The sequence below is a fragment of the Yoonia vestfoldensis SKA53 genome, assembly GCF_000152785.1.
Classification (GTDB): domain Bacteria; phylum Pseudomonadota; class Alphaproteobacteria; order Rhodobacterales; family Rhodobacteraceae; genus Yoonia; species Yoonia vestfoldensis_A.
Window position 1 is genome coordinate 1,440,860 of the sequence record NZ_CH672414.1, and the last position, 18,132, is coordinate 1,458,991.

General features: G+C 60.9%; 18 protein-coding genes and 2 tRNA genes. 13 read left to right on the forward strand and 7 right to left on the reverse strand.

What is annotated here, in order from left to right:
* Positions 1 to 20: 20 nt before the first annotated feature.
* On the forward strand, positions 21 to 620 hold the full coding sequence (locus SKA53_RS07095) for a LysE family translocator (RefSeq protein WP_007205419.1): 600 nt from the start codon (positions 21 to 23) through the stop codon (positions 618 to 620).
* Here the strand turns inward: SKA53_RS07095 and SKA53_RS07100 are convergent.
* On the reverse strand, positions 617 to 3,010 hold the full coding sequence (locus SKA53_RS07100) for an ATP-dependent helicase (protein ID WP_007205420.1): 2,394 nt from the start codon (positions 3,008 to 3,010) through the stop codon (positions 617 to 619). The genes SKA53_RS07095 and SKA53_RS07100 overlap by 4 nt on opposite strands.
* Positions 3,011 to 3,149: 139 nt before the next feature.
* On the opposite strand from SKA53_RS07100, the gene SKA53_RS07105 reads away from it, so the two are divergent.
* From SKA53_RS07105 to SKA53_RS07115, 3 genes are all read left to right on the forward strand, one after another.
* Complete coding sequence (locus SKA53_RS07105) at positions 3,150 to 4,289, forward strand: alpha-hydroxy acid oxidase (RefSeq protein WP_007205421.1); 1,140 nt, start codon at positions 3,150 to 3,152, stop codon at positions 4,287 to 4,289.
* A 59-nt stretch (positions 4,290 to 4,348) separates the two neighbouring features.
* Positions 4,349 to 7,792, forward strand: a complete 3,444-nt coding sequence (gene pyc, locus SKA53_RS07110; protein ID WP_007205422.1) for a pyruvate carboxylase — start codon at positions 4,349 to 4,351, stop codon at positions 7,790 to 7,792.
* A gap of 238 nt (positions 7,793 to 8,030) precedes the next feature.
* Positions 8,031 to 8,105, forward strand: a tRNA-Gly gene (locus tag SKA53_RS07115).
* Between the two features lie 67 nt (positions 8,106 to 8,172).
* Here SKA53_RS07115 and SKA53_RS07120 read toward each other — a convergent pair.
* Complete coding sequence (locus tag SKA53_RS07120; protein ID WP_007205423.1) at positions 8,173 to 8,799, reverse strand: hypothetical protein; 627 nt, start codon at positions 8,797 to 8,799, stop codon at positions 8,173 to 8,175.
* Between the two features lie 148 nt (positions 8,800 to 8,947).
* Here SKA53_RS07120 and hisB point away from each other — a divergent pair, with 148 nt between their 5' ends.
* The 3 genes from hisB to SKA53_RS07135 are packed head-to-tail and all read left to right on the forward strand — an operon-like array spanning position 8,948 to position 10,673.
* Positions 8,948 to 9,535 (forward strand): imidazoleglycerol-phosphate dehydratase HisB, encoded by a 588-nt coding sequence (gene hisB / locus SKA53_RS07125; protein WP_007205424.1) that lies wholly within the window; start codon positions 8,948 to 8,950, stop codon positions 9,533 to 9,535.
* Positions 9,532 to 10,170, forward strand: a complete 639-nt coding sequence (gene hisH / locus SKA53_RS07130) for an imidazole glycerol phosphate synthase subunit HisH (RefSeq protein ID WP_007205425.1) — start codon at positions 9,532 to 9,534, stop codon at positions 10,168 to 10,170. Before hisB ends, hisH begins: the two co-directional genes overlap by 4 nt.
* An 8-nt stretch (positions 10,171 to 10,178) precedes the next feature.
* A complete protein-coding gene (locus tag SKA53_RS07135) occupies positions 10,179 to 10,673 on the forward strand; it encodes a lytic transglycosylase domain-containing protein (protein WP_242601282.1) in 495 nt (164 codons plus the stop codon).
* A gap of 6 nt (positions 10,674 to 10,679) precedes the next feature.
* Here the strand turns inward: SKA53_RS07135 and SKA53_RS07140 are convergent, their stop codons facing one another.
* Positions 10,680 to 11,069 (reverse strand): DUF2147 domain-containing protein, encoded by a 390-nt coding sequence (locus SKA53_RS07140; protein WP_007205427.1) that lies wholly within the window; start codon positions 11,067 to 11,069, stop codon positions 10,680 to 10,682.
* Positions 11,070 to 11,208: 139 nt separating this feature from the next.
* Between SKA53_RS07140 and hisA the strand changes: the two genes are divergently transcribed.
* The 3 genes from hisA to SKA53_RS07155 are packed head-to-tail and all read left to right on the forward strand — an operon-like array spanning position 11,209 to position 13,018.
* On the forward strand, positions 11,209 to 11,943 hold the full coding sequence (gene hisA / locus SKA53_RS07145) for a 1-(5-phosphoribosyl)-5-[(5-phosphoribosylamino)methylideneamino]imidazole-4-carboxamide isomerase (protein WP_040482831.1): 735 nt from the start codon (positions 11,209 to 11,211) through the stop codon (positions 11,941 to 11,943).
* 8 nt (positions 11,944 to 11,951) lie between these two features.
* Complete coding sequence (gene hisF / locus SKA53_RS07150) at positions 11,952 to 12,710, forward strand: imidazole glycerol phosphate synthase subunit HisF (protein ID WP_007205429.1); 759 nt, start codon at positions 11,952 to 11,954, stop codon at positions 12,708 to 12,710.
* Complete coding sequence (locus SKA53_RS07155) at positions 12,707 to 13,018, forward strand: phosphoribosyl-ATP diphosphatase (RefSeq protein WP_007205430.1); 312 nt, start codon at positions 12,707 to 12,709, stop codon at positions 13,016 to 13,018. The genes hisF and SKA53_RS07155 overlap by 4 nt, the downstream gene beginning before the upstream one ends.
* 50 nt (positions 13,019 to 13,068) lie before the next feature.
* Here SKA53_RS07155 and SKA53_RS07160 read toward each other — a convergent pair whose 3' ends face one another.
* From SKA53_RS07160 to rlmB, 3 genes are all read right to left on the reverse strand, one after another.
* Entirely contained in the window at positions 13,069 to 13,536 is a 468-nt protein-coding gene (locus SKA53_RS07160) for a CoA-binding protein (RefSeq protein WP_007205431.1), read from the reverse strand.
* Positions 13,537 to 13,728: 192 nt separating this feature from the next.
* Positions 13,729 to 14,022: a hypothetical protein gene (locus tag SKA53_RS07165; protein WP_007205432.1), complete on the reverse strand. Its 294-nt coding sequence runs from the start codon at positions 14,020 to 14,022 to the stop codon at positions 13,729 to 13,731.
* A gap of 14 nt (positions 14,023 to 14,036) precedes the next feature.
* Complete coding sequence (gene rlmB / locus SKA53_RS07170; protein ID WP_007205433.1) at positions 14,037 to 14,813, reverse strand: 23S rRNA (guanosine(2251)-2'-O)-methyltransferase RlmB; 777 nt, start codon at positions 14,811 to 14,813, stop codon at positions 14,037 to 14,039.
* Between the two features lie 125 nt (positions 14,814 to 14,938).
* On the opposite strand from rlmB, the gene SKA53_RS15545 reads away from it, so the two are divergent.
* Together SKA53_RS15545 and SKA53_RS07175 are read left to right on the forward strand one after the other, a co-directional pair.
* Positions 14,939 to 15,022: transfer RNA gene (locus SKA53_RS15545), tRNA-Tyr, on the forward strand.
* A gap of 80 nt (positions 15,023 to 15,102) precedes the next feature.
* Positions 15,103 to 16,086: a hypothetical protein gene (locus tag SKA53_RS07175; RefSeq protein WP_007205434.1), complete on the forward strand. Its 984-nt coding sequence runs from the start codon at positions 15,103 to 15,105 to the stop codon at positions 16,084 to 16,086.
* 106 nt (positions 16,087 to 16,192) lie between these two features.
* Here SKA53_RS07175 and SKA53_RS07180 read toward each other — a convergent pair whose 3' ends face one another.
* Positions 16,193 to 16,606 (reverse strand): VOC family protein, encoded by a 414-nt coding sequence (locus SKA53_RS07180; RefSeq protein WP_007205435.1) that lies wholly within the window; start codon positions 16,604 to 16,606, stop codon positions 16,193 to 16,195.
* 163 nt (positions 16,607 to 16,769) lie between these two features.
* Here SKA53_RS07180 and SKA53_RS07185 point away from each other — a divergent pair, with 163 nt between their 5' ends.
* Positions 16,770 to 18,062, forward strand: coding sequence for an O-acetylhomoserine aminocarboxypropyltransferase/cysteine synthase family protein (locus SKA53_RS07185; protein WP_040483195.1), 1,293 nt, complete (start codon positions 16,770 to 16,772; stop codon positions 18,060 to 18,062).
* Positions 18,063 to 18,132 lie beyond the last annotated feature (70 nt).

Sequence of the window (18,132 nt, forward strand, 5' to 3'; positions counted from 1 at the left end):
TTACCCACTATTGTTGCGTGATGAGTTATGACATCCTGATCGCCCTTGTGGGCTTTGCCTTTGCCTCGTCTGTCACACCGGGGCCGAATAATGTGATGCTGATGGCATCGGGGGCCAATTACGGGTTGCGGCGGACATTGCCGCATATGCTGGGCATATCGGCCGGTCATGCATTTATGGTGTTCATGGTCGGTGTCGTTCTTTTGGGCGTTTTCCTGACCTATCCTGCATTGAATATCGTGCTGAAAGTCGTCAGCGCCGCCTACATGCTGTGGCTGGCATGGAAAATCGCCAATGCGGTGCCGCCAGAGGCGAAAAAGGTCACGGGCAAGCCGTTTACCTTTTTGCAGGCGGCCGCGTTCCAATGGGTCAACCCAAAGGCCTGGTTCATGGCAATCACCGCGATCAGCGCCTATGCGCCGCAGGACCGCGGGCTGGTCGTGGGGTCGCTGATGGTGGCGGGGGTTTTCGCCACAACCAACCTGCCCGCCGTCACGATCTGGGCCTGGATCGGGGTACAGCTGCGCCGCTGGCTGGGCACGGCGCGCCGGTTGCGCATGTTCAACATCACCATGGCATTGCTGTTGGTGGCGTCATTATGGCCGATGCTTGTGGGTTAGAACGGCACGTCATCGGCGGCATCCGCGCTGACGATGAACCGCGCGACGACATGTTTGGTCCCGGCCTTGTCAAAGGCGATTTCGAGCTTGTCGCCCTCAATCCCCAGCACGTTCCCATAGCCGAATTTCTGGTGGAACACGCGATCATCCACGCTGAAGGCGGAGATCGCAGTCACGTCGATCGTCATGTTGCGCGCCTCGGACGGGACGCCCAAACCGCGCTGTTGGCTGCGGGTCTGCAGCCGCCGCCAGCCTGGCGAATTATAGACATCGGCGTCATGCGCCTTTTGGTGCAGGTCCGACCCCGCAGCCCCCATGATCGCAGGGGACGCACTGGCCGCCATCCCCGCCGCCCCGAACCCGCCGCCATAAAGGCCCGGCGGCGTCAGCACCGCGACATCGCGGCTGGGCAATTCATCGATAAACCGCGACGGCATCTGCGATTGCCACTGGCCGTAAACGCGGCGGTTGGCAGCAAAGGAAATGGTGCAAAGCTCTTCGGCGCGCGTGATGCCGACATAGGCAAGGCGGCGTTCCTCCTCCAGCCCTTTCAGCCCGCTTTCATCCATCGAGCGTTGCGAGGGGAACAGCCCATCCTCCCAGCCTGGCAGGAACACAGAAGGGAATTCCAGCCCCTTTGCCGCGTGCAGGGTCATGATGCTGACCTTTTCGCCCGCTTCCTCGGTCTCGTTATCCATGATCAGGCTGACATGTTCCAAAAACCCTTGCAGATTCTCGAAATTCTCTAGCGCTTTGACCAGTTCCTTGAGGTTTTCGAGCCGCCCGGGTGCCTCGGGCGTTTTGTCGTTCTGCCAGAAACCTGTATAGCCGCTCTCGTCCAGAATAATCTCGGCCAGCGCGACATGGGTATCCGCCTCGGCGCGGAGCTGTGCGTGCCAGCGGTCCAGCCCTGCGACCAGTTCTGTCAGCTCTTTCAACCCCTTGCCACCCAGCAGCCGCCCTTGGCAGACCAGCCGCGCGCCTTCAACCAGCGACACGCGATTGGCACGCGCGGTGCGCTGGATCGTCTGGATCGCCTTGTCGCCCAAGCCCCGCTTGGGCGTGTTCACGATCCGCTCAAACGCCAGATCATCGGCGGGCGATACGGCCAGCCGGAAATAGGCCATCGCATCGCGGATTTCCATCCGCTCATAGAATCGCGGCCCGCCGATCACGCGGTAGGGCAGACCGATGGTCAGAAAGCGGTCCTCGAACGCGCGCATCTGGTGGCTGGCACGCACAAGGATCGCCATACTGTCCAGTCCCAAGGGCGCCATGCCACGGGTGCCGCGTTGGCTCGCCTCGATTTCTTCACCAATCCAGCGCGCCTCTTCCTCGCCGTCCCAATGGCCAATCAGGCGGACCTTTTCACCTTCCTCGACAGAGGTGAACAAGGTCTTGCCCAACCGGCCCTTGTTGGCGGCAATCACGCCTGACGCAGCAGCAAGGATATGCGGGGTAGACCGGTAGTTTTCTTCCAACCGCACCACATGGGCGCCCGGAAAATCCGCCTCGAACCGCAGGATATTGCCGACCTCGGCGCCGCGCCAGCCATAGATCGACTGGTCATCATCGCCCACGCAGCAGATATTCTTGTGCCCCGCCGCCAGCAGGCGCAGCCATAGATACTGGGCGACATTGGTATCTTGATATTCGTCCACCAGAATATAGCGAAACCGCGTTTGGTACTGGCGCAGCACATCGGGGTGTTTTTGGAAGATCGTGACCATATGCAAAAGGATATCGCCGAAATCGACAGCATTCAGGTCGATCAGACGGCGCTGGTAGGCGGCGTAAAGATCCACACCTTTGCCGTCAAAGGCCCCGCTTTCGGCGACAGGCACCTTGTCGGGCGTCAGCGCCTTGTTTTTCCAGCCATCGATGATCCCCGCCAGCATCCGCGGCGGCCAGCGTTTTTCGTCGATATCGGATGCCACGACCAATTGCTTGAGCAACCGCAACTGGTCATCGGTATCAAGGATCGTGAAACTCGATTGCAGCCCCACCAGTTCGGCATGACGACGCAGCAGTTTGGCGCTGACCGAATGAAACGTCCCCAACCATGGCAGACCTTCCACCGCCTCGCCCATCAACGCAGCGATGCGGTGCTTCATTTCGCGCGCGGCTTTGTTGGTAAATGTGACTGCCAACACCTCTTGCGGGCGCGCGGACCGTGTGGCCAGCACATGCGCGATCCGGCTGGTCAGCGCCTTGGTCTTGCCGGTCCCCGCCCCCGCCAGCATCAAGACCGGCCCGTCCAGCGTTTCCACCGCCTGCCGTTGCGCAGGGTTCAGCCCGTCCAGATAGGGCATCGCAGGCCGCGCCATCGCGCGCTGGCTCAACGGAACGGCGGCCGCCTCAAAGGCATCATCTTCGGAATAATCACTCATTCCCCAGACATAGCGCCATCACCGCGCCATGAAAAGCCTTGTTCTACTTCCGTTCCATCCCATCTTCCGAGCAAAAATATCCCCGCCGGAGGCATCGCAGCCATTGCAAATGGCGCGAAATCCACCCTAACGTCGCGGCATGAACGCCCACGCAAAATACCCCGCGATATCCGACCTGAAAACCCGTGCGCGGGGCCGTATCCCGCATTTCGTCTGGGAATATCTTGACAGCGCGACAGGGGTCGAGGCCACGCAAAGGCGCAACCGTACCGCGCTAGATCAGGTGCTGTTGAACCCGTCGATCCTGCATGGCGAATTCGCGCCCGATCTGTCCACCACCCTGCTGGGGCGCGACCATCCGCTGCCGATCGGGATTGCGCCCTTGGGCATGTCGGGGCTGATCTGGCCAGGGGCAGAACAGATGCTGGCGCGCATGGCCGCGCGCGAAAACATCCCTTATACTTTGTCCACCGTGGCCAGCCAGCTGCCAGAGGATGTCGGCCCGCATGCAGGCGATCAGGGCTGGTTCCAGCTTTATCCACCGCGCGATCCGGTGATCCGCGACGATATCTTGAACCGCGCAAAGAGTGCGGGGTTTCACACCCTGGTGCTGACGGTCGATGTGCCCGTCGCCTCGCGGCGCGAACGCCAAACCCGCGGCGGGCTGACGCAGCCGCCGAAACTGACGCCACGGCTGGCGTTACAGGCGGCGCGCTGTCCGGCTTGGCTGCTGGGCATCAGGCAGACCGGCATGCCGCGCCTACGGCTGATGGAAAGCTATAGTCAGGTCAAAGGCTCGCTGCCCTCCAACCAGCACATCGGCTACCTTTTGCGCACCTCGCCGGATTGGGATTATTTCAAGGCCCTGCGCGATGCATGGGATGGCCCTTTGGTGGTCAAGGGCGTGGGCCGCGCCGATGATGCCGCCCGCCTGACCGACGAAGGGGCGGATGCAATCTGGGTCAGCACCCATGCAGGCCGGCAGTTCGACGGCGGTCCCGCCAGTATCGAAACCCTGCCCGCGATCCGTGCTGCCACCCCGCTGCCGGTGATTTTCGATAGCGGCATAGAAGGCGGGCTGGACGTTTTGCGCGCGCTGGCCTTGGGGGCGGATTTCGTGATGCTGGGCCGCGCCTTTCATTATGGCCTTGCCGCGATGGGCGAGGCGGGGGCGGCTCATGTGCTGGATATCCTGCGACAGGACATGATTTCCAACATGGGCCAGCTGGGCGCGCGCAGCCTCAAAGACCTGCCCGCCTGCCTGCGCCAAACCCCTTAACCATCTGGACGTCTCCAGATTTGCCGCTTACCAATGCTGCAACTGCGAAGGGGACGACAATGACCGAATTCAAGAAAATCCTGATTGCTAACCGTGGCGAAATCGCGATCCGCATCATGCGCGCCGCCAACGAGATGGGCAAGAAAACCGTCGCCGTCTTTGCCGAAGAAGATAAACTCGGCCTGCACCGTTTCAAAGCGGACGAGGCTTACCGGATCGGCGAAGGCATGGGGCCGGTCGCGGCCTATCTGTCGATTGACGAAATCATCCGCGTCGCGAAGATGTCCGGCGCGGATGCGATCCACCCCGGATACGGGCTTTTGTCGGAAAACCCCGATTTCGTCGATGCCTGCACATCACACGGGATCACTTTTATCGGCCCCAAAGCGCAAACCATGCGCCAGTTGGGTGACAAGGCCAGCGCGCGCCGTGTGGCGATAGAGGCTGGCGTGCCGGTCATCCCCGCGACAGAAGTGCTGGGCGATGACATGGACCTGATCCGCAAACAGGCGGCCGAGGTGGGCTATCCCCTGATGCTCAAGGCGTCATGGGGCGGTGGCGGGCGCGGGATGCGCCCGATCATGAATGAAAAGGAACTCGAAGAAAAAGTCCGCGAAGGCCGGCGCGAGGCTGAAGCCGCATTCGGCAATGGCGAAGGCTATCTCGAAAAGATGATCATGCGCGCCCGCCATGTCGAGGTGCAGATCCTGGGCGACAGCCATGGCCAGATCTACCATCTGTGGGAACGCGATTGTTCGGTCCAGCGGCGCAATCAAAAGGTGGTGGAACGCGCCCCTGCCCCGTATCTTTCCGAGGTGCAGCGCGAACATATTTGTAATCTGGGCAAGAAAATCTGCGCCCATGTGAATTACGAATGTGCAGGCACGGTCGAATTTCTGATGGATATGGACAGCGGGGATTTCTTTTTCATTGAGGTGAACCCGCGTGTGCAGGTCGAACATACCGTCACCGAAGAAGTCACCGGCATTGACATCGTGCGCGCGCAAATCCTGATTGCCGAGGGCAAATCGCTGGTCGAGGCGACAGGCTGTGCTTCGCAATATGATGTCAAACTTGACGGTCATGCCCTGCAATGCCGCGTAACGACCGAAGACCCGCAAAACAATTTCATCCCCGATTACGGGCGCATCCAGATGTATCGCAGCGCCACGGGGCCGGGCATCCGGCTCGATGGTGGCACGGCCTATTCCGGCGCTGTGATCACGCGCTATTACGACAGTTTGCTAACCAAGGTCACCGCCCGCGCCCCCACGCCTGAAATGGCGATTGCGCGGATGGACCGCGCCTTGCGCGAATTTCGTATCAGGGGGGTATCGACCAATATCGCCTTTGTCGAAAACCTGCTGAAACATCCGACCTTTCTGAACAACGAATATCATACCAAATTCATTGACGAGACGCCGGACCTGTTCAATTTCACCAAGCGCCGCGACCGCGCGACCAAAATCCTGACCTATATCGCGGATATCACCGTCAACGGGCATCCCGAAACCGCAGGTCGTGCGCGCCCCGCCGCAGATATCCGCCTGCCGCGCCCGCCAGTGAAACCCACGAGCAACCTGACACCAGGCACCCGCAACATCCTTGACACCCAAGGGCCAATTGCTGTGGCGCAATGGATGCGCGACCAAAAACAGGTGCTGATCACCGACACGACAATGCGCGACGGGCATCAATCCTTGCTGGCCACGCGGATGCGGTCGATCGACATGATCAACGCCGCCCCCGCCTATGCCGCGAAAATGCACGGCTTGTTCAGCGTTGAATGCTGGGGCGGGGCGACATTTGATGTGGCTTACCGGTTCTTGCAGGAATGTCCGTGGCAGCGGCTGCGCGATATCCGCGCTGCCATGCCCAATATCATGACGCAGATGTTGCTGCGCGCCTCCAACGGCGTGGGCTATACCAATTACCCTGACAATGTCGTGCAAAGCTTTGTCGCGCAGGCGGCGATTTCGGGTGTTGATGTGTTTCGCGTCTTCGACAGCCTGAACTGGGTCGAAAACATGCGCGTCGCGATGGATGCGGTGATCGACGCGAACAAGGTCTGCGAAGGCACGATCTGTTATACCGGCGATTTGCTGGACCCTGCGCGCAGCAAATACGACCTGAAATATTATGTCGCCATGGCAAAGGATCTGGAATCGGCCGGCGCCCATGTGCTGGGGCTGAAGGATATGGCGGGGCTGCTCAAACCCGCCGCGGCCAGCATTCTGATCAAGGCGCTGAAGGACGAGATCGGCCTGCCAGTGCATTTCCACACGCATGACACATCGGGTGCGGCGATTGCCACGGTGCTGGCAGCCGCAGCCGCAGGTGTGGATTGCATCGATGCGGCGATGGATTCCTTTTCGGGCAACACATCGCAACCCACACTGGGCTCGATTGTCGAGGCTTTGCGCGGCACCGACCGCGACACCGGCCTTGATATCGCGGCGATCCGCGAGATCAGCAATTATTTCGAACAGGTCCGCGCACATTACACGGCCTTCGAATCGGGGCTGCAGGCCCCCGCGTCAGAAGTTTACCTGCACGAGATGCCCGGCGGACAGTTTACCAACCTCAAGGCGCAGGCGCGGTCCTTGGGGCTGGAAGACCGCTGGCACGAGGTGGCGCAAACCTATGCCGATGTGAACCAGATGTTCGGCGATATCGTCAAGGTCACGCCATCCTCCAAGGTCGTCGGCGATATGGCACTGATGATGGTCAGCCAGAACCTGACCCGCGCGCAGGTCGAGGACCCGAAAGTCGATGTCTCTTTTCCCGACAGCGTGATCGACATGATGCGCGGCAATCTGGGCCAACCGCCAGGTGGCTGGCCTATGGCGTTGCAGAAAAAGATCCTCAAAGGCGAGGCAGCACAGACCGACCGTCCGGGCAAGGCGCTCGCCCCCGTTGATCTTGCCAAGACCAAGGCGGATTTGCAGGTGAAATTCGAGGATGTGATCATCGATGACGAGGATCTGAACGGATACCTGATGTATCCCAAAGTGTTCATGGATTACACCGCGCGCCACGAAATCTATGGCCCCGTGCGCACCCTTCCGACGCGGACCTTCTTTTACGGGATGGAACCGGGCGAGGAAATCGCCGCCGAAATCGACCCCGGCAAGACCCTCGAAATCCGCATGCAGGCCGTGGCCGACATGAACGAGGATGGCGAGGTCAAGGTGTTCTTCGAACTCAACGGCCAGCCCCGCACGATCAGGGTGATGAACCGTCTTGCCGCCGCCGACAAGGTCCAGCGCCCCAAGGCAGAACTGGGCAACACGGGCCATATCGGCGCCCCGATGCCCGGTGTCGTGGCCAGCGTGGCGGCAGTGGCGGGCAAACAGGTCAAGGCAGGCGATCTGTTGCTGACGATCGAGGCGATGAAGATGGAAACCGGCATCCATGCGGAACGTGACGCCGTGGTCAAGGCCGTGCATGTCCAGCCCGGCAGCCAGATCGACGCCAAGGATCTGCTGGTCGAGCTGGAATAATCTGCCCAAAGGGGCGCAACACCCACTTGCGCCCCGCCCTTGCACTTCTCTTTTCCAAAAATACTCCCGCCGGAGGCCCCCCTGACCAGCTGGCACCCCGCCAAGGCTGTCTGCCGTAGGGCGGGGTTCACCCCGCCACCCCTGTCGCTACCCCAAACACCACAAAAAACACGAGGCTCTGCAATTTTGGCCTTGCGGACCACGCCAAGTATTTGTAATCCACGCCTCACCAACGGATGCGGGCGTAGCTCAGGGGTAGAGCATAACCTTGCCAAGGTTAGGGTCGAGAGTTCGAATCTCTTCGCCCGCTCCAATTGGTTCACTGGCCCAGAGGGCCACTTGCAAAGGCCGCCTTTCAGGGCGGCCTTTTGCGTTACAGATCAGGCAAATGCCTTGATGGCGCCGTCGCGCGGCGGCATCGCTGGGGCATTGAGCACCGGATGCGGGCGCACATCGGCGTAATCGCCCCAGCTGCGCCGCCCATCTGCCACGCTGTCATGTGCAGCGGGCGCGGCAGAAGCGGCGTCATCTTCTGCGCCCCAACAGGCTGCATCATCCTGCGCGATCAGGTCGAGGTCTTCTTCACCCTCGCCCATATCCGCAGCATCGGCAGCAAGCTGACGATCAATACGGCGGGCCACCTCTGCCGCGTTGGCGACGGCAGACAAAAAGATCTGGCTAACCAGCGCCGTCTCTGTCTGCGTGCCGATCAGCGCGTACAGACTGGGGATCAGCCCATAAAGATCATCCATCACCTCACGCCCCTCATCGGTCATGATGATGGTGCTGACATAGGGATTGCGCCGTTCGGCGGACAGGGCCAACGTATGGGTCAGCTGCGTGCCGACCCGCTGATCCATGACCATAAGGTCGATCATTTCGGCATGGATCATTGCCTGGGCAAGGTCGCGGCTGGTCACGCACAGGGTCTGGAACCCATTGCTGGCCAGAATATGGGCTGTTTGCACCGCATCGGCGGCGTCGGCGCGCAAGATCATTGCTTTCATCGGATTCTCCTAACAAGGCTTCATCCCCTCCTGAATGACAGCAAATGCTTAAAACTTGCTGAAAAGCGCTGGCAGGCGCCCTGCGGACTTGGCGGTCGGAGCGGATGCCCTTATAGACAGGGCCAGCACGGCCAAGGGACAGCAGCACATGCGCACAGCCACCATCACCCGCAAGACCGCGGAAACCGACATCACGGTGACCATTAATCTGGATGGTAGCGGCATCTATGACAATGCCACTGGCGTCGGTTTCTTCGACCATATGCTGGATCAATTGGCGCGCCATGCGCTGATCGACATGACAATCCGCGCCAGCGGCGATCTGCATATCGACGATCACCACACGGTCGAGGATGTGGGCATCGCACTTGGCCAGGCGCTGACGCAGGCTCTGGGCGACAAGCGTGGCATCCGGCGTTACGGGTCCTGCCATCTGGCGATGGATGATGCACAGGTGCGCGCAGCGCTCGATCTGTCGGGGCGGCCCTATCTGATCTGCAACCTTGATCTGCCGTTTGGCAAGATCGGCACGTTTGACACAGAACTGGTGCGCGAATTCTTTCAGGCTTTGTCGACGCATGGCGGCATCACGCTGCATATCGACCGGCTGCACGGGTTCAACGCGCATCACATCACCGAAGCCGCATTCAAGGCGGTCGCGCGCGCTTTGCGTGACGCGGTGGAAACCGACCCGCGCAAGGGTGATGCGATCCCTTCTACCAAGGGCAGCTTATGACGACGGCACTCGTCGATTACGACAGCGGCAATCTGCATTCGGCGCAAAAGGCGTTCGAACGGATGGCGGCAGAGGTCGGTGCAGGCCCGATCATCGTCACCGGCGACCCTGATGTCGTGGCCCGCGCCGACCGGATCGTGCTGCCCGGTGACGGGGCCTTTCCGCATTGCCGCAGCCAGCTTTATGCACAATCCGGTCTGGCCGAGGCAATTACCGAGGCGGTGACCCGCCGCGCGGTGCCATTCTTTGGCATCTGCGTGGGAATGCAGATGCTTGCAACCACGGGCCATGAACATGCCGACACCCCAGGTTTTGGCTGGATCGCGGGCGATATCCGCCAGATCACTCCCGCCGATCCCGCGCTAAAAGTACCGCATATGGGCTGGAACGATCTGGTGATCGATACTCCCCATCCGGTGCTGGACGGGATTGCCACTGGCGAACATGCCTATTTCGTCCATTCCTATGCGATGCAGGTCAGCAACCCGGCAGAACGGCTGGCCCATGTCGAATACGGCGGCGATGTCACCGCCATCATCGGGCGCGACAATATCATCGGCACCCAGTTCCACCCCGAGAAAAGCCAGCATGCAGGCCTGCGCATGATCGCCAATTTCCTGAGCTGGAGACCGTAAGCTTGACCATGTGTCACTGGTCCAGACGCGCGATGCTGTTTGGCACAGGTGCTGCACTTGCCGCTTGCGCGCGCGGCGGCACGGAAACGGCAAGCATGGCCGATACCAGCAACATCCCGCTGCATCCCAATGAAACACCTGCATTGCGCGCCCTGATCAACCGATATGCCGATATTCACGAGATCCCCGTGACCTTGCTGCACCGCGTGATCATCCGTGAAAGCACGCATAACCCCGCCGCGCGCAACGGGCCTTATTACGGGTTGATGCAAATCCTGCCCGCCACAGCGCGCAGCATGGGGTTTCGCGGGCAGCCTAACGATTTGCTAGATGCGGAAACAAATCTGAAATTCGCAGGCCGCTATTTGCGCGGCGCATGGCTGTTATCAGACGGAGACGAGCAGACCGCCATACGCTGGTATGCCCGCGGCTATTATTACGAGGCCAAGCGTCGTGGAATGCTGGTGGAAACAGGGCTGCGCCCCGGCCCCACCAGCAGCTAGGCAGGCCTATTCCACCCGCACCCAGTTCTGGCTGGAACATAGCAAGCCGCCCGCCACGCAGCCACGCAGGCGCAAAGCATCGCCATCAACATCCATTTTGCCCAGATAAATCCGGTCATTGGACGGGCGCCAGACCTGCCCTTGATAGCTGGCAGCCCCCGTTGGCACCATGTCGATCACCAATTGCCGGCCCAGGTTTTCAGATTGATATTCACCATCGGCATTAAACGTGCGCGCAATGATGCCGCAAACAGCCGCGCCACAAGGCGCGATTGTGATATAGGCGAAAGCGCCGTCATCGACCTCGGTTTGCCAAGTGCCGATCGCGGCATCCTGCGCGCTGACAGCACCGGCCATGGCAAAGGCCGCGGCGGCGGCAAGGATCAGTTGTTTCATATAGATCTCCTCCCTGAAGATAGGGCAGTTTGATCCGGACCGATTTGCGCAATCAAGTCTGACGTTGGGTCGGGGCTGCTGCGTTGCATTCCCGCGCACGCCATGCATAACGGGCGCGAACATGCGAAAGGTTGCGCCGATGATCCTTTACCCCGCCATCGACCTCAAGGACGGACAGGCCGTGCGGCTGGTGCATGGTGACATGAACCAGACCACCGTGTTCAACGACGACCCTGCCGCACAGGCTCGCGCCTTTGTGGATGCAGGCTGCACATGGCTGCATCTGGTCGACCTGAACGGCGCTTTTGCCGGCACACCGGTGAATGCAGCCCCGGTCGAGGCGATTTTGAAAGCCTGCCCCGTGCCTGCGCAACTGGGCGGCGGCATCCGCGATATGGCAACCATCGAGGCCTGGCTCGACAAGGGCCTCGCGCGGGTGATTCTTGGCACGGTCGCGGTTGAAAACCCCGATCTGGTGCGGCAGGCTGCGCGCGCCTTTCCCGGTCAGGTCGCAGTGGGCCTTGATGCGCGGGGCGGACGCGTCGCCACCCGTGGCTGGGCCGAGGAAACCGATGTCATGGTCACCGATCTGGCCCGCAGCTTTGAAGATGCAGGGATCGCCGCGATCATCTATACCGACATCCTGCGCGACGGCGCGATGAAAGGGCCGAATATCGCGGCCACCGCTGATCTGGCCCGCGCGGTCAGCATCCCGGTCATCGCCTCTGGCGGGGTGTCGTCGCTGGCGGATCTGACCGCGCTGCGCGACACCGGCGTGATCGCGGGTGCCATTTCGGGCCGCGCACTTTATGACGGGGCACTTGATCTGGCACAGGCGCTGCGCATGCTTGCCGAACCCCGCAGCCGGGCCTAAACAGGGCCATGCTCAAGGTCCGCATCATCCCCTGCCTCGACGTCGCCGAAGGGCGCACTGTGAAAGGCGTCAACTTCGTCGATCTGGTCGATGCAGGCGATCCCGTCGCACAGGCAATGGCCTATAACGCGGCAGGCGCGGATGAGTTGGTGTTTCTCGACATCAAGGCAACCCACGAAAACCGTGGCACGATGTTCGATCTGGCCACCCGCACGGCGGAACAATGTTTCATGCCACTGACCATCGGTGGCGGCGTACGCACGCATCACGATGTACGCGACCTGTTGCTGGCGGGGGCCGATAAGGTCAGTTTCAATTCGGCCGCGGTGGCCAACCCCGATGTGGTGGCCGAGGCCGCGATGCGCTTTGGCTCGCAATGTATCGTCGTCGCCATCGACGCCAAAACCGTAGCCTCCGGCAAATGGGAAATCTTTACCCATGGCGGCAGGCGCGCCACCGGCATTGATGCGGTGGAATTTGCCCGCACCGTCGTGGAAAAAGGCGCGGGAGAAATCCTTTTGACCTCGATGGACCGCGATGGGACCAAGGCGGGATTCAACCTGCCGCTGACCCGCGCCATATCAGATGCCGTCGATGTGCCGGTCATCGCCTCGGGTGGGGTCGGCACGCTGGATCACCTTGTCGAAGGGGTGACCATTGGCGGTGCATCCGCCGTGCTGGCCGCTTCGATCTTTCATTTCGGCACCTTCACCATCGCGCAGGCCAAGGCGCATATGGCCGCAGCCGGCATCGCGGTGCGGCCATGACGCTGGATGATCTCGCCGCCCTGATTGCCGCGCGCAAGAATGCCGATCCCGCCAGCAGCTGGACCGCACAATTGCTGGCCAAAGGCCCCGAAAAATGCGCCGAGAAATTCGGTGAAGAAGCCATCGAGGCCATCATCGAAGCCGTCAAAGGCGACCGTGAAAAGCTGACGTCAGAGGCAGCGGATGTGCTTTACCATCTTCTGGTCATGCTGACCGCGCGCGATGTCACATTGGCCGAAGTTGTAGCCGAGCTCGCCCGCCGCCAAGGCACATCAGGTATCGCCGAAAAATCCACCCGCCCTTCCTGATCCACAATTTCTTATTTCCAAAAATACTCATACGCAGGGGTCGCCCCCTGTCAGAGCTTGGAAGAAATAATCCCCGTCGCAAACCCGCCCATGCGCAATTCACCAAACAGGCGCTGGTATTCGATCTTGGGGCAGCGATCCTGCACCACCGTCACACCGCGGGCTTCAGCCTTGGCCGCCGCTTCTGGATGGGTCACACCGATCTGCATCCAGATCGTTTGCAAATCAGGCCAGCGCGCCAGTGCTTCATCGACCAGCGCAGGCACAGCATCGGGTTTGCGAAAAATATCGACCATATCCACATCATGCGGGATATCGACCAAGCTGGCATAAACAGTCTCGCCAAACAGGGTCTGCCCGGCCAGCCCAGGATTGACCGGGATCACGCGAAAGCCCTTTAGGCCGAGATAGCGCGCGACAAAATAGCTCGGGCGCACCGGATTGGCCGACACGCCCACCACGGCGATGGTGCGGCTGCGTTTGAGAATCCTGCGCAGGCTGTCGTCATTGATGATCATGCGGTCACCCTAACCCAAGGTCTGAGAAGAAAAAAGCGCCCAAGGAAACCTTGGGCGCCAGTTATGGAACGAGGGACAGTGCGTTTGGCGCAACCGGTTCCAAAGGCCGCGCCATACTCCACAGATGGTAAGCCATCCCGACAACAAAAGGTTCCCTCAGCAAGACGTGATGAATGCGTGATGGTGTCACTTTCAGTCGAAGACGTCTTCGATGATGTCCCAGATTTCCGAAAACACCTTGCGACCAAAGCTTTTGCCCTTACGCCGCTTTTGCGGTCGGGCGACCTGCTGACGTTCAGGATGGGGCGGGGTATAGGGGCGCTTTTGTGGTTGGGGCGCGGGTGCCTTGGTGGCAGGGAGCATCTTCATCACATGCAGCGGCGCACCACAATTGCTGCAACTCAACTCATGCCGGTTTTGGCCGCGCAACACCAGCGCCGCCCGTGTGCCACAATAGCAGCAGGTCGCGATCTTTGTCCCAGCCATCTGTCACCCCGTCGTCAGCCTCTGGCTGCATATAAGGCGACGGCGGCCGCATTTGAAACGTTGAGCGAGCCGAAATCGGCACTTGCGTCGATGCGGACCAGTATGTCGCAGGTCTCGCGGGTTTTGTCGCGCAGGCCCGGCCCTTCAGCCCCCATGACCAACGCCACGGCGCGGTCGCGCTTGCCTTCGACGGCTTCTTCGATGGTTGTCTCGGCCTCGCCGTCCAGCCCCAGCACCAGATAGCCCATCTGCTGCAATTCCACGATCGAATCGGCCAGATTGCGCACCCGCAGGTAAGGCTGGCGTTCCAGCGCGCCGCTGGCGGTCTTTGCCAGCGCGCCGGTTTCGGGGGCTGCATGGCGCTGCATCGCCACAACGGCGCGCGCGCCGAAGACTTCGGCCGATCGCAGAATCGCACCCACGTTATGGGGGTCGGTCACGCGGTCCAGCAGCACGATGCGCGGCGGCATCGGGCCTTCGCGCAAGGCGACATCCTGCAAACTGCCCCAATCAAGCGGTTTGACCTCCAGCGCGGCCCCCTGATGCACCGATTGCGGATCAAGCGGTGCCGCAAATTTGCGCGGATCGCTGATTTCAGGCTCGATCCCGCCGGTTGCCACCGCATCGCCCAAACGTTCCAGCGCATTGCGCGTCACGATCAGGCGCAGTTTTTCGCGCGCGGGGTTTTCCAGCGCATCACGCACGGCATGCAGGCCGAACAACCAGACGGTTTCCTGCGACGCCACGCGCTTGGCCTGTTCCTTGGCAATCACCCATGTCGGCTTTTTCATTCTGGCACCTGTCCTAGCTTTGACACGCCGATACGCGACATTGCCCGCGCTGTGAAGAGGCCGACGAAAACCCGCGACTTTTGCGGTTGACGGCAATCGGGGCCGCAGGTAATCACCCCCGCAGTGGGCGACAGGCCGCAAGGTGTGGCAGGGGACTGTAACTCCCTCGCGGAGACGCACGCCAGGTTCGATTCCTGGGTCGCCCACCACTCTCCCACTTTTTCCTATTGTGACTGCAGCGCGTTTTCTCTTACGAAAAACCCGGTAAAAAGTGACAGGATTTCGCCCCATGCCGCAGCCGTTCAATATCATGATCGTGGGTCAGGGCGGACGGCTGCAATACGAGGCATTGGTCTTTGTGGCCAGCCTGCGCGCCCATGCGCCGGGGTTTGCAGGGCGGATGATCGTGGCGGAACCGCAGCCGGGGCCGCTGTGGCAAGATGATCCGCGCATGACCCCCGAGATCACGGCGGCGCTGGTGGCATTGGAAGCAGAGGTGGTCCCTTTCACCGCGCAGCATTTCGGGCAAGCCTATCCGCATGGCAACAAGATCGAAGGCTTGCAGGCCCTGCCTGCGGGCGCGCCATTCGTGTTTTTCGACAGCGACACGCTCATCACCGGCGATATCAGCACGGTACCGTTCGATTTCACGCGCCCTGCCGCTTCGATGAACCGGACGGGAACTTGGCCGGTCGAGGACCTGTATTGGCCGGGCTATACCGCAATCTGGCAATCGCTTTATGACAAATTCGGTCTCGATTTCGCCTCTTCACTGGACCTGTCGCAGCCGGATGAATTTTGGGAACGCTATCTTTATTTCAACGCGGGCTGGTTTTACGGGGCCGACCCCGCGCAATTCGGCGCGCTGTTCACCAAATACGCCGTGGCGATCCGCGATGCGCCGCCGCCCGAACTGGTGATCCAGCCGCTTGATCCCTGGCTTGATCAGGTGGCCTTGCCGCTGGTCATCCATGCCTTGAAAGGCGGCAGGCCGGATGCGGCGCTGGCAGGGCTGGACGGTGATCTGACCTGTCATTACCGTCTGCTGCCCCTGCTTTACGCGCGCGGCAGCGATGCCCAGATCGCGGCACTGGAACAGGTCTGCGCGCCCAACAAGATCAAGAAACACCTGCGCCAGCACCCGCCGTTCAAGCGGATGGTCTATCAAGGCCAAGGGCAAAAGGTGCGCGCATTGTTCGACAGGGCCAACCTGCCCCGCCATGAACGCGCAATCCGCAACCAGATCAGGGCGGCAGGATATTGGATGCGCTAGGCTGATCGCCAGCTGTTTTACATCACCGGTCATGGCCATTGCGGCCACAATGTCAGGCGGGTGCAATCACCCAAGCATCACGTGTTTGAGGCGACTGCCCCGCCGCTCAGGCTGCGAAAACACCGCTTTCAGCGGCGAAACCCTTGATCTCGATCGGGTTGCCAGAGGGGTCGCGAAAGAACATCGTCCATTGTTCGCCCGGCTCGCCCTTGAACCGCACCGAAGGGGCAAGGATGAAATCGGTCTGCCGGTCTTCCAGCCGGCCGGCAAGCTGGGTCCAGTCATCCAGCGGCAGCACCACGCCGAAATGCGGCATCGGCACCATGTGATCACCCACTTTTCCGGTCGGCGCATTGGCAAATGGTTCGCCCAGATGCAGGCTCAACTGATGGCCGAAAAAGTCGAAATCGACCCAGGTGTCGGTAGAGCGGCCTTCAATGGCCCCCAGCGCGCCAGTATAGAATGCGCGCGCCTCGTCCAGATCAGTGACGTGATAGGCGAAATGAAATGGTACGGGCATGGGCGGCTCCTTGGGTTCTGCACCCTCGATTTACACATTCTGTACTGCGAAGTCCAAGCCCGAAGTGTCCTGTTGCCGCACAAGTCTTTTCGCGCGGCGCGCTGTTGTTTGCCCACCGTTTTGGCCCTACACCTTTTCCAGTCCATTCACAGGGAGAGAGATGATGACAGACGCCCCCAGCTACGGTTTCGATACATTGCAAGTTCACGCAGGCGCGCGCCCTGATCCCGCGACAGGCGCACGGCAGGTGCCGATCTACCAGACCACCGCCTATGTGTTCCGCGACGCCGAACACGCCGCCGCACTCTTTAACCTGCAAGAGGTCGGATACATCTATTCGCGCCTGACCAACCCCACGGTCGCGGCCTTGCAAGAACGGATCGCCACGCTCGAAGGTGGCGTCGGGGGTGTGTGCTGTTCGTCGGGTCACGCCGCCCAGATCATGGCGCTGTTTCCGCTGATGCAGCCGGGGCGCAATATCGTGGCGTCGAGCCGTCTTTATGGTGGCACGGTCACGCAGTTCAGCCAGACCATCAAACGCTTTGGCTGGTCGGCCAAATTTGTCGATTTCGATGACCACGCCGCTGTCGCCGCCGCCATCGACGATGACACCCGCGCCGTGTTCTGCGAAGCGATTGCCAACCCCGGCGGGCATATCACCGATCTGGACGCGATTTCCGCGATCTCTGATGCGGCGGGCATTCCGCTGATCGTCGACAACACAACGGCAACGCCATATCTGTGCCGCCCTATCGAACATGGCGCGACGCTGGTCGTGCATTCGACGACGAAATACCTGACCGGCAACGGCACCGTCACCGGCGGCTGCATTGTGGACAGTGGCAAATTCGACTGGCGCGCCAATGACAAGTTTCCGTCTCTGTCGCAGCCCGAACCCGCCTATCACGGGCTGACATTCGCGGAAACCTTTGGCCCGCTCGCGTTCACCTTTCACGGCATTGCTATCGGGTTGCGCGATCTGGGCATGACGATGAACCCGCAAGCCGCGCATTACACGCTGATGGGAATCGAAACGCTGTCGCTGCGGATGGACCGGCATGTGCAGAACGCACAGACCATCGCCAAATGGCTGCAGGATGATCCGCGCATTGATTATGTCACCTATGCGGGGCTGGACAGTTCACCCTATGCGCATCTGGTGCCCAAGATCTGCCCCAAAGGCGCGGGTGCCTTGTTCACCATCGCCGTCAAGGGTGGCTATGACGCCTGCGTCAAACTGGTCGATAGCCTAGAGATATTCAGCCATGTGGCTAACCTTGGTGACACACGCTCGCTGGTGATCCATTCAGCCAGCACAACGCACCGGCAGTTGACGCCAGAGCAGCAAAAGGCCGCAGGGGCCGGGCCGAACATCGTGCGCTTGTCCATCGGGATCGAGGATGCCCGCGACCTGATTGCCGATCTGGATCAGGCGCTGGCCAAGGCTGTCGGCTAGGCCTGTCGCAACAGTATCAGCCCGCCCTTGCCCTTGGCTTGGGCGGGTTTTTGCTTTAGGATTTCGGGAT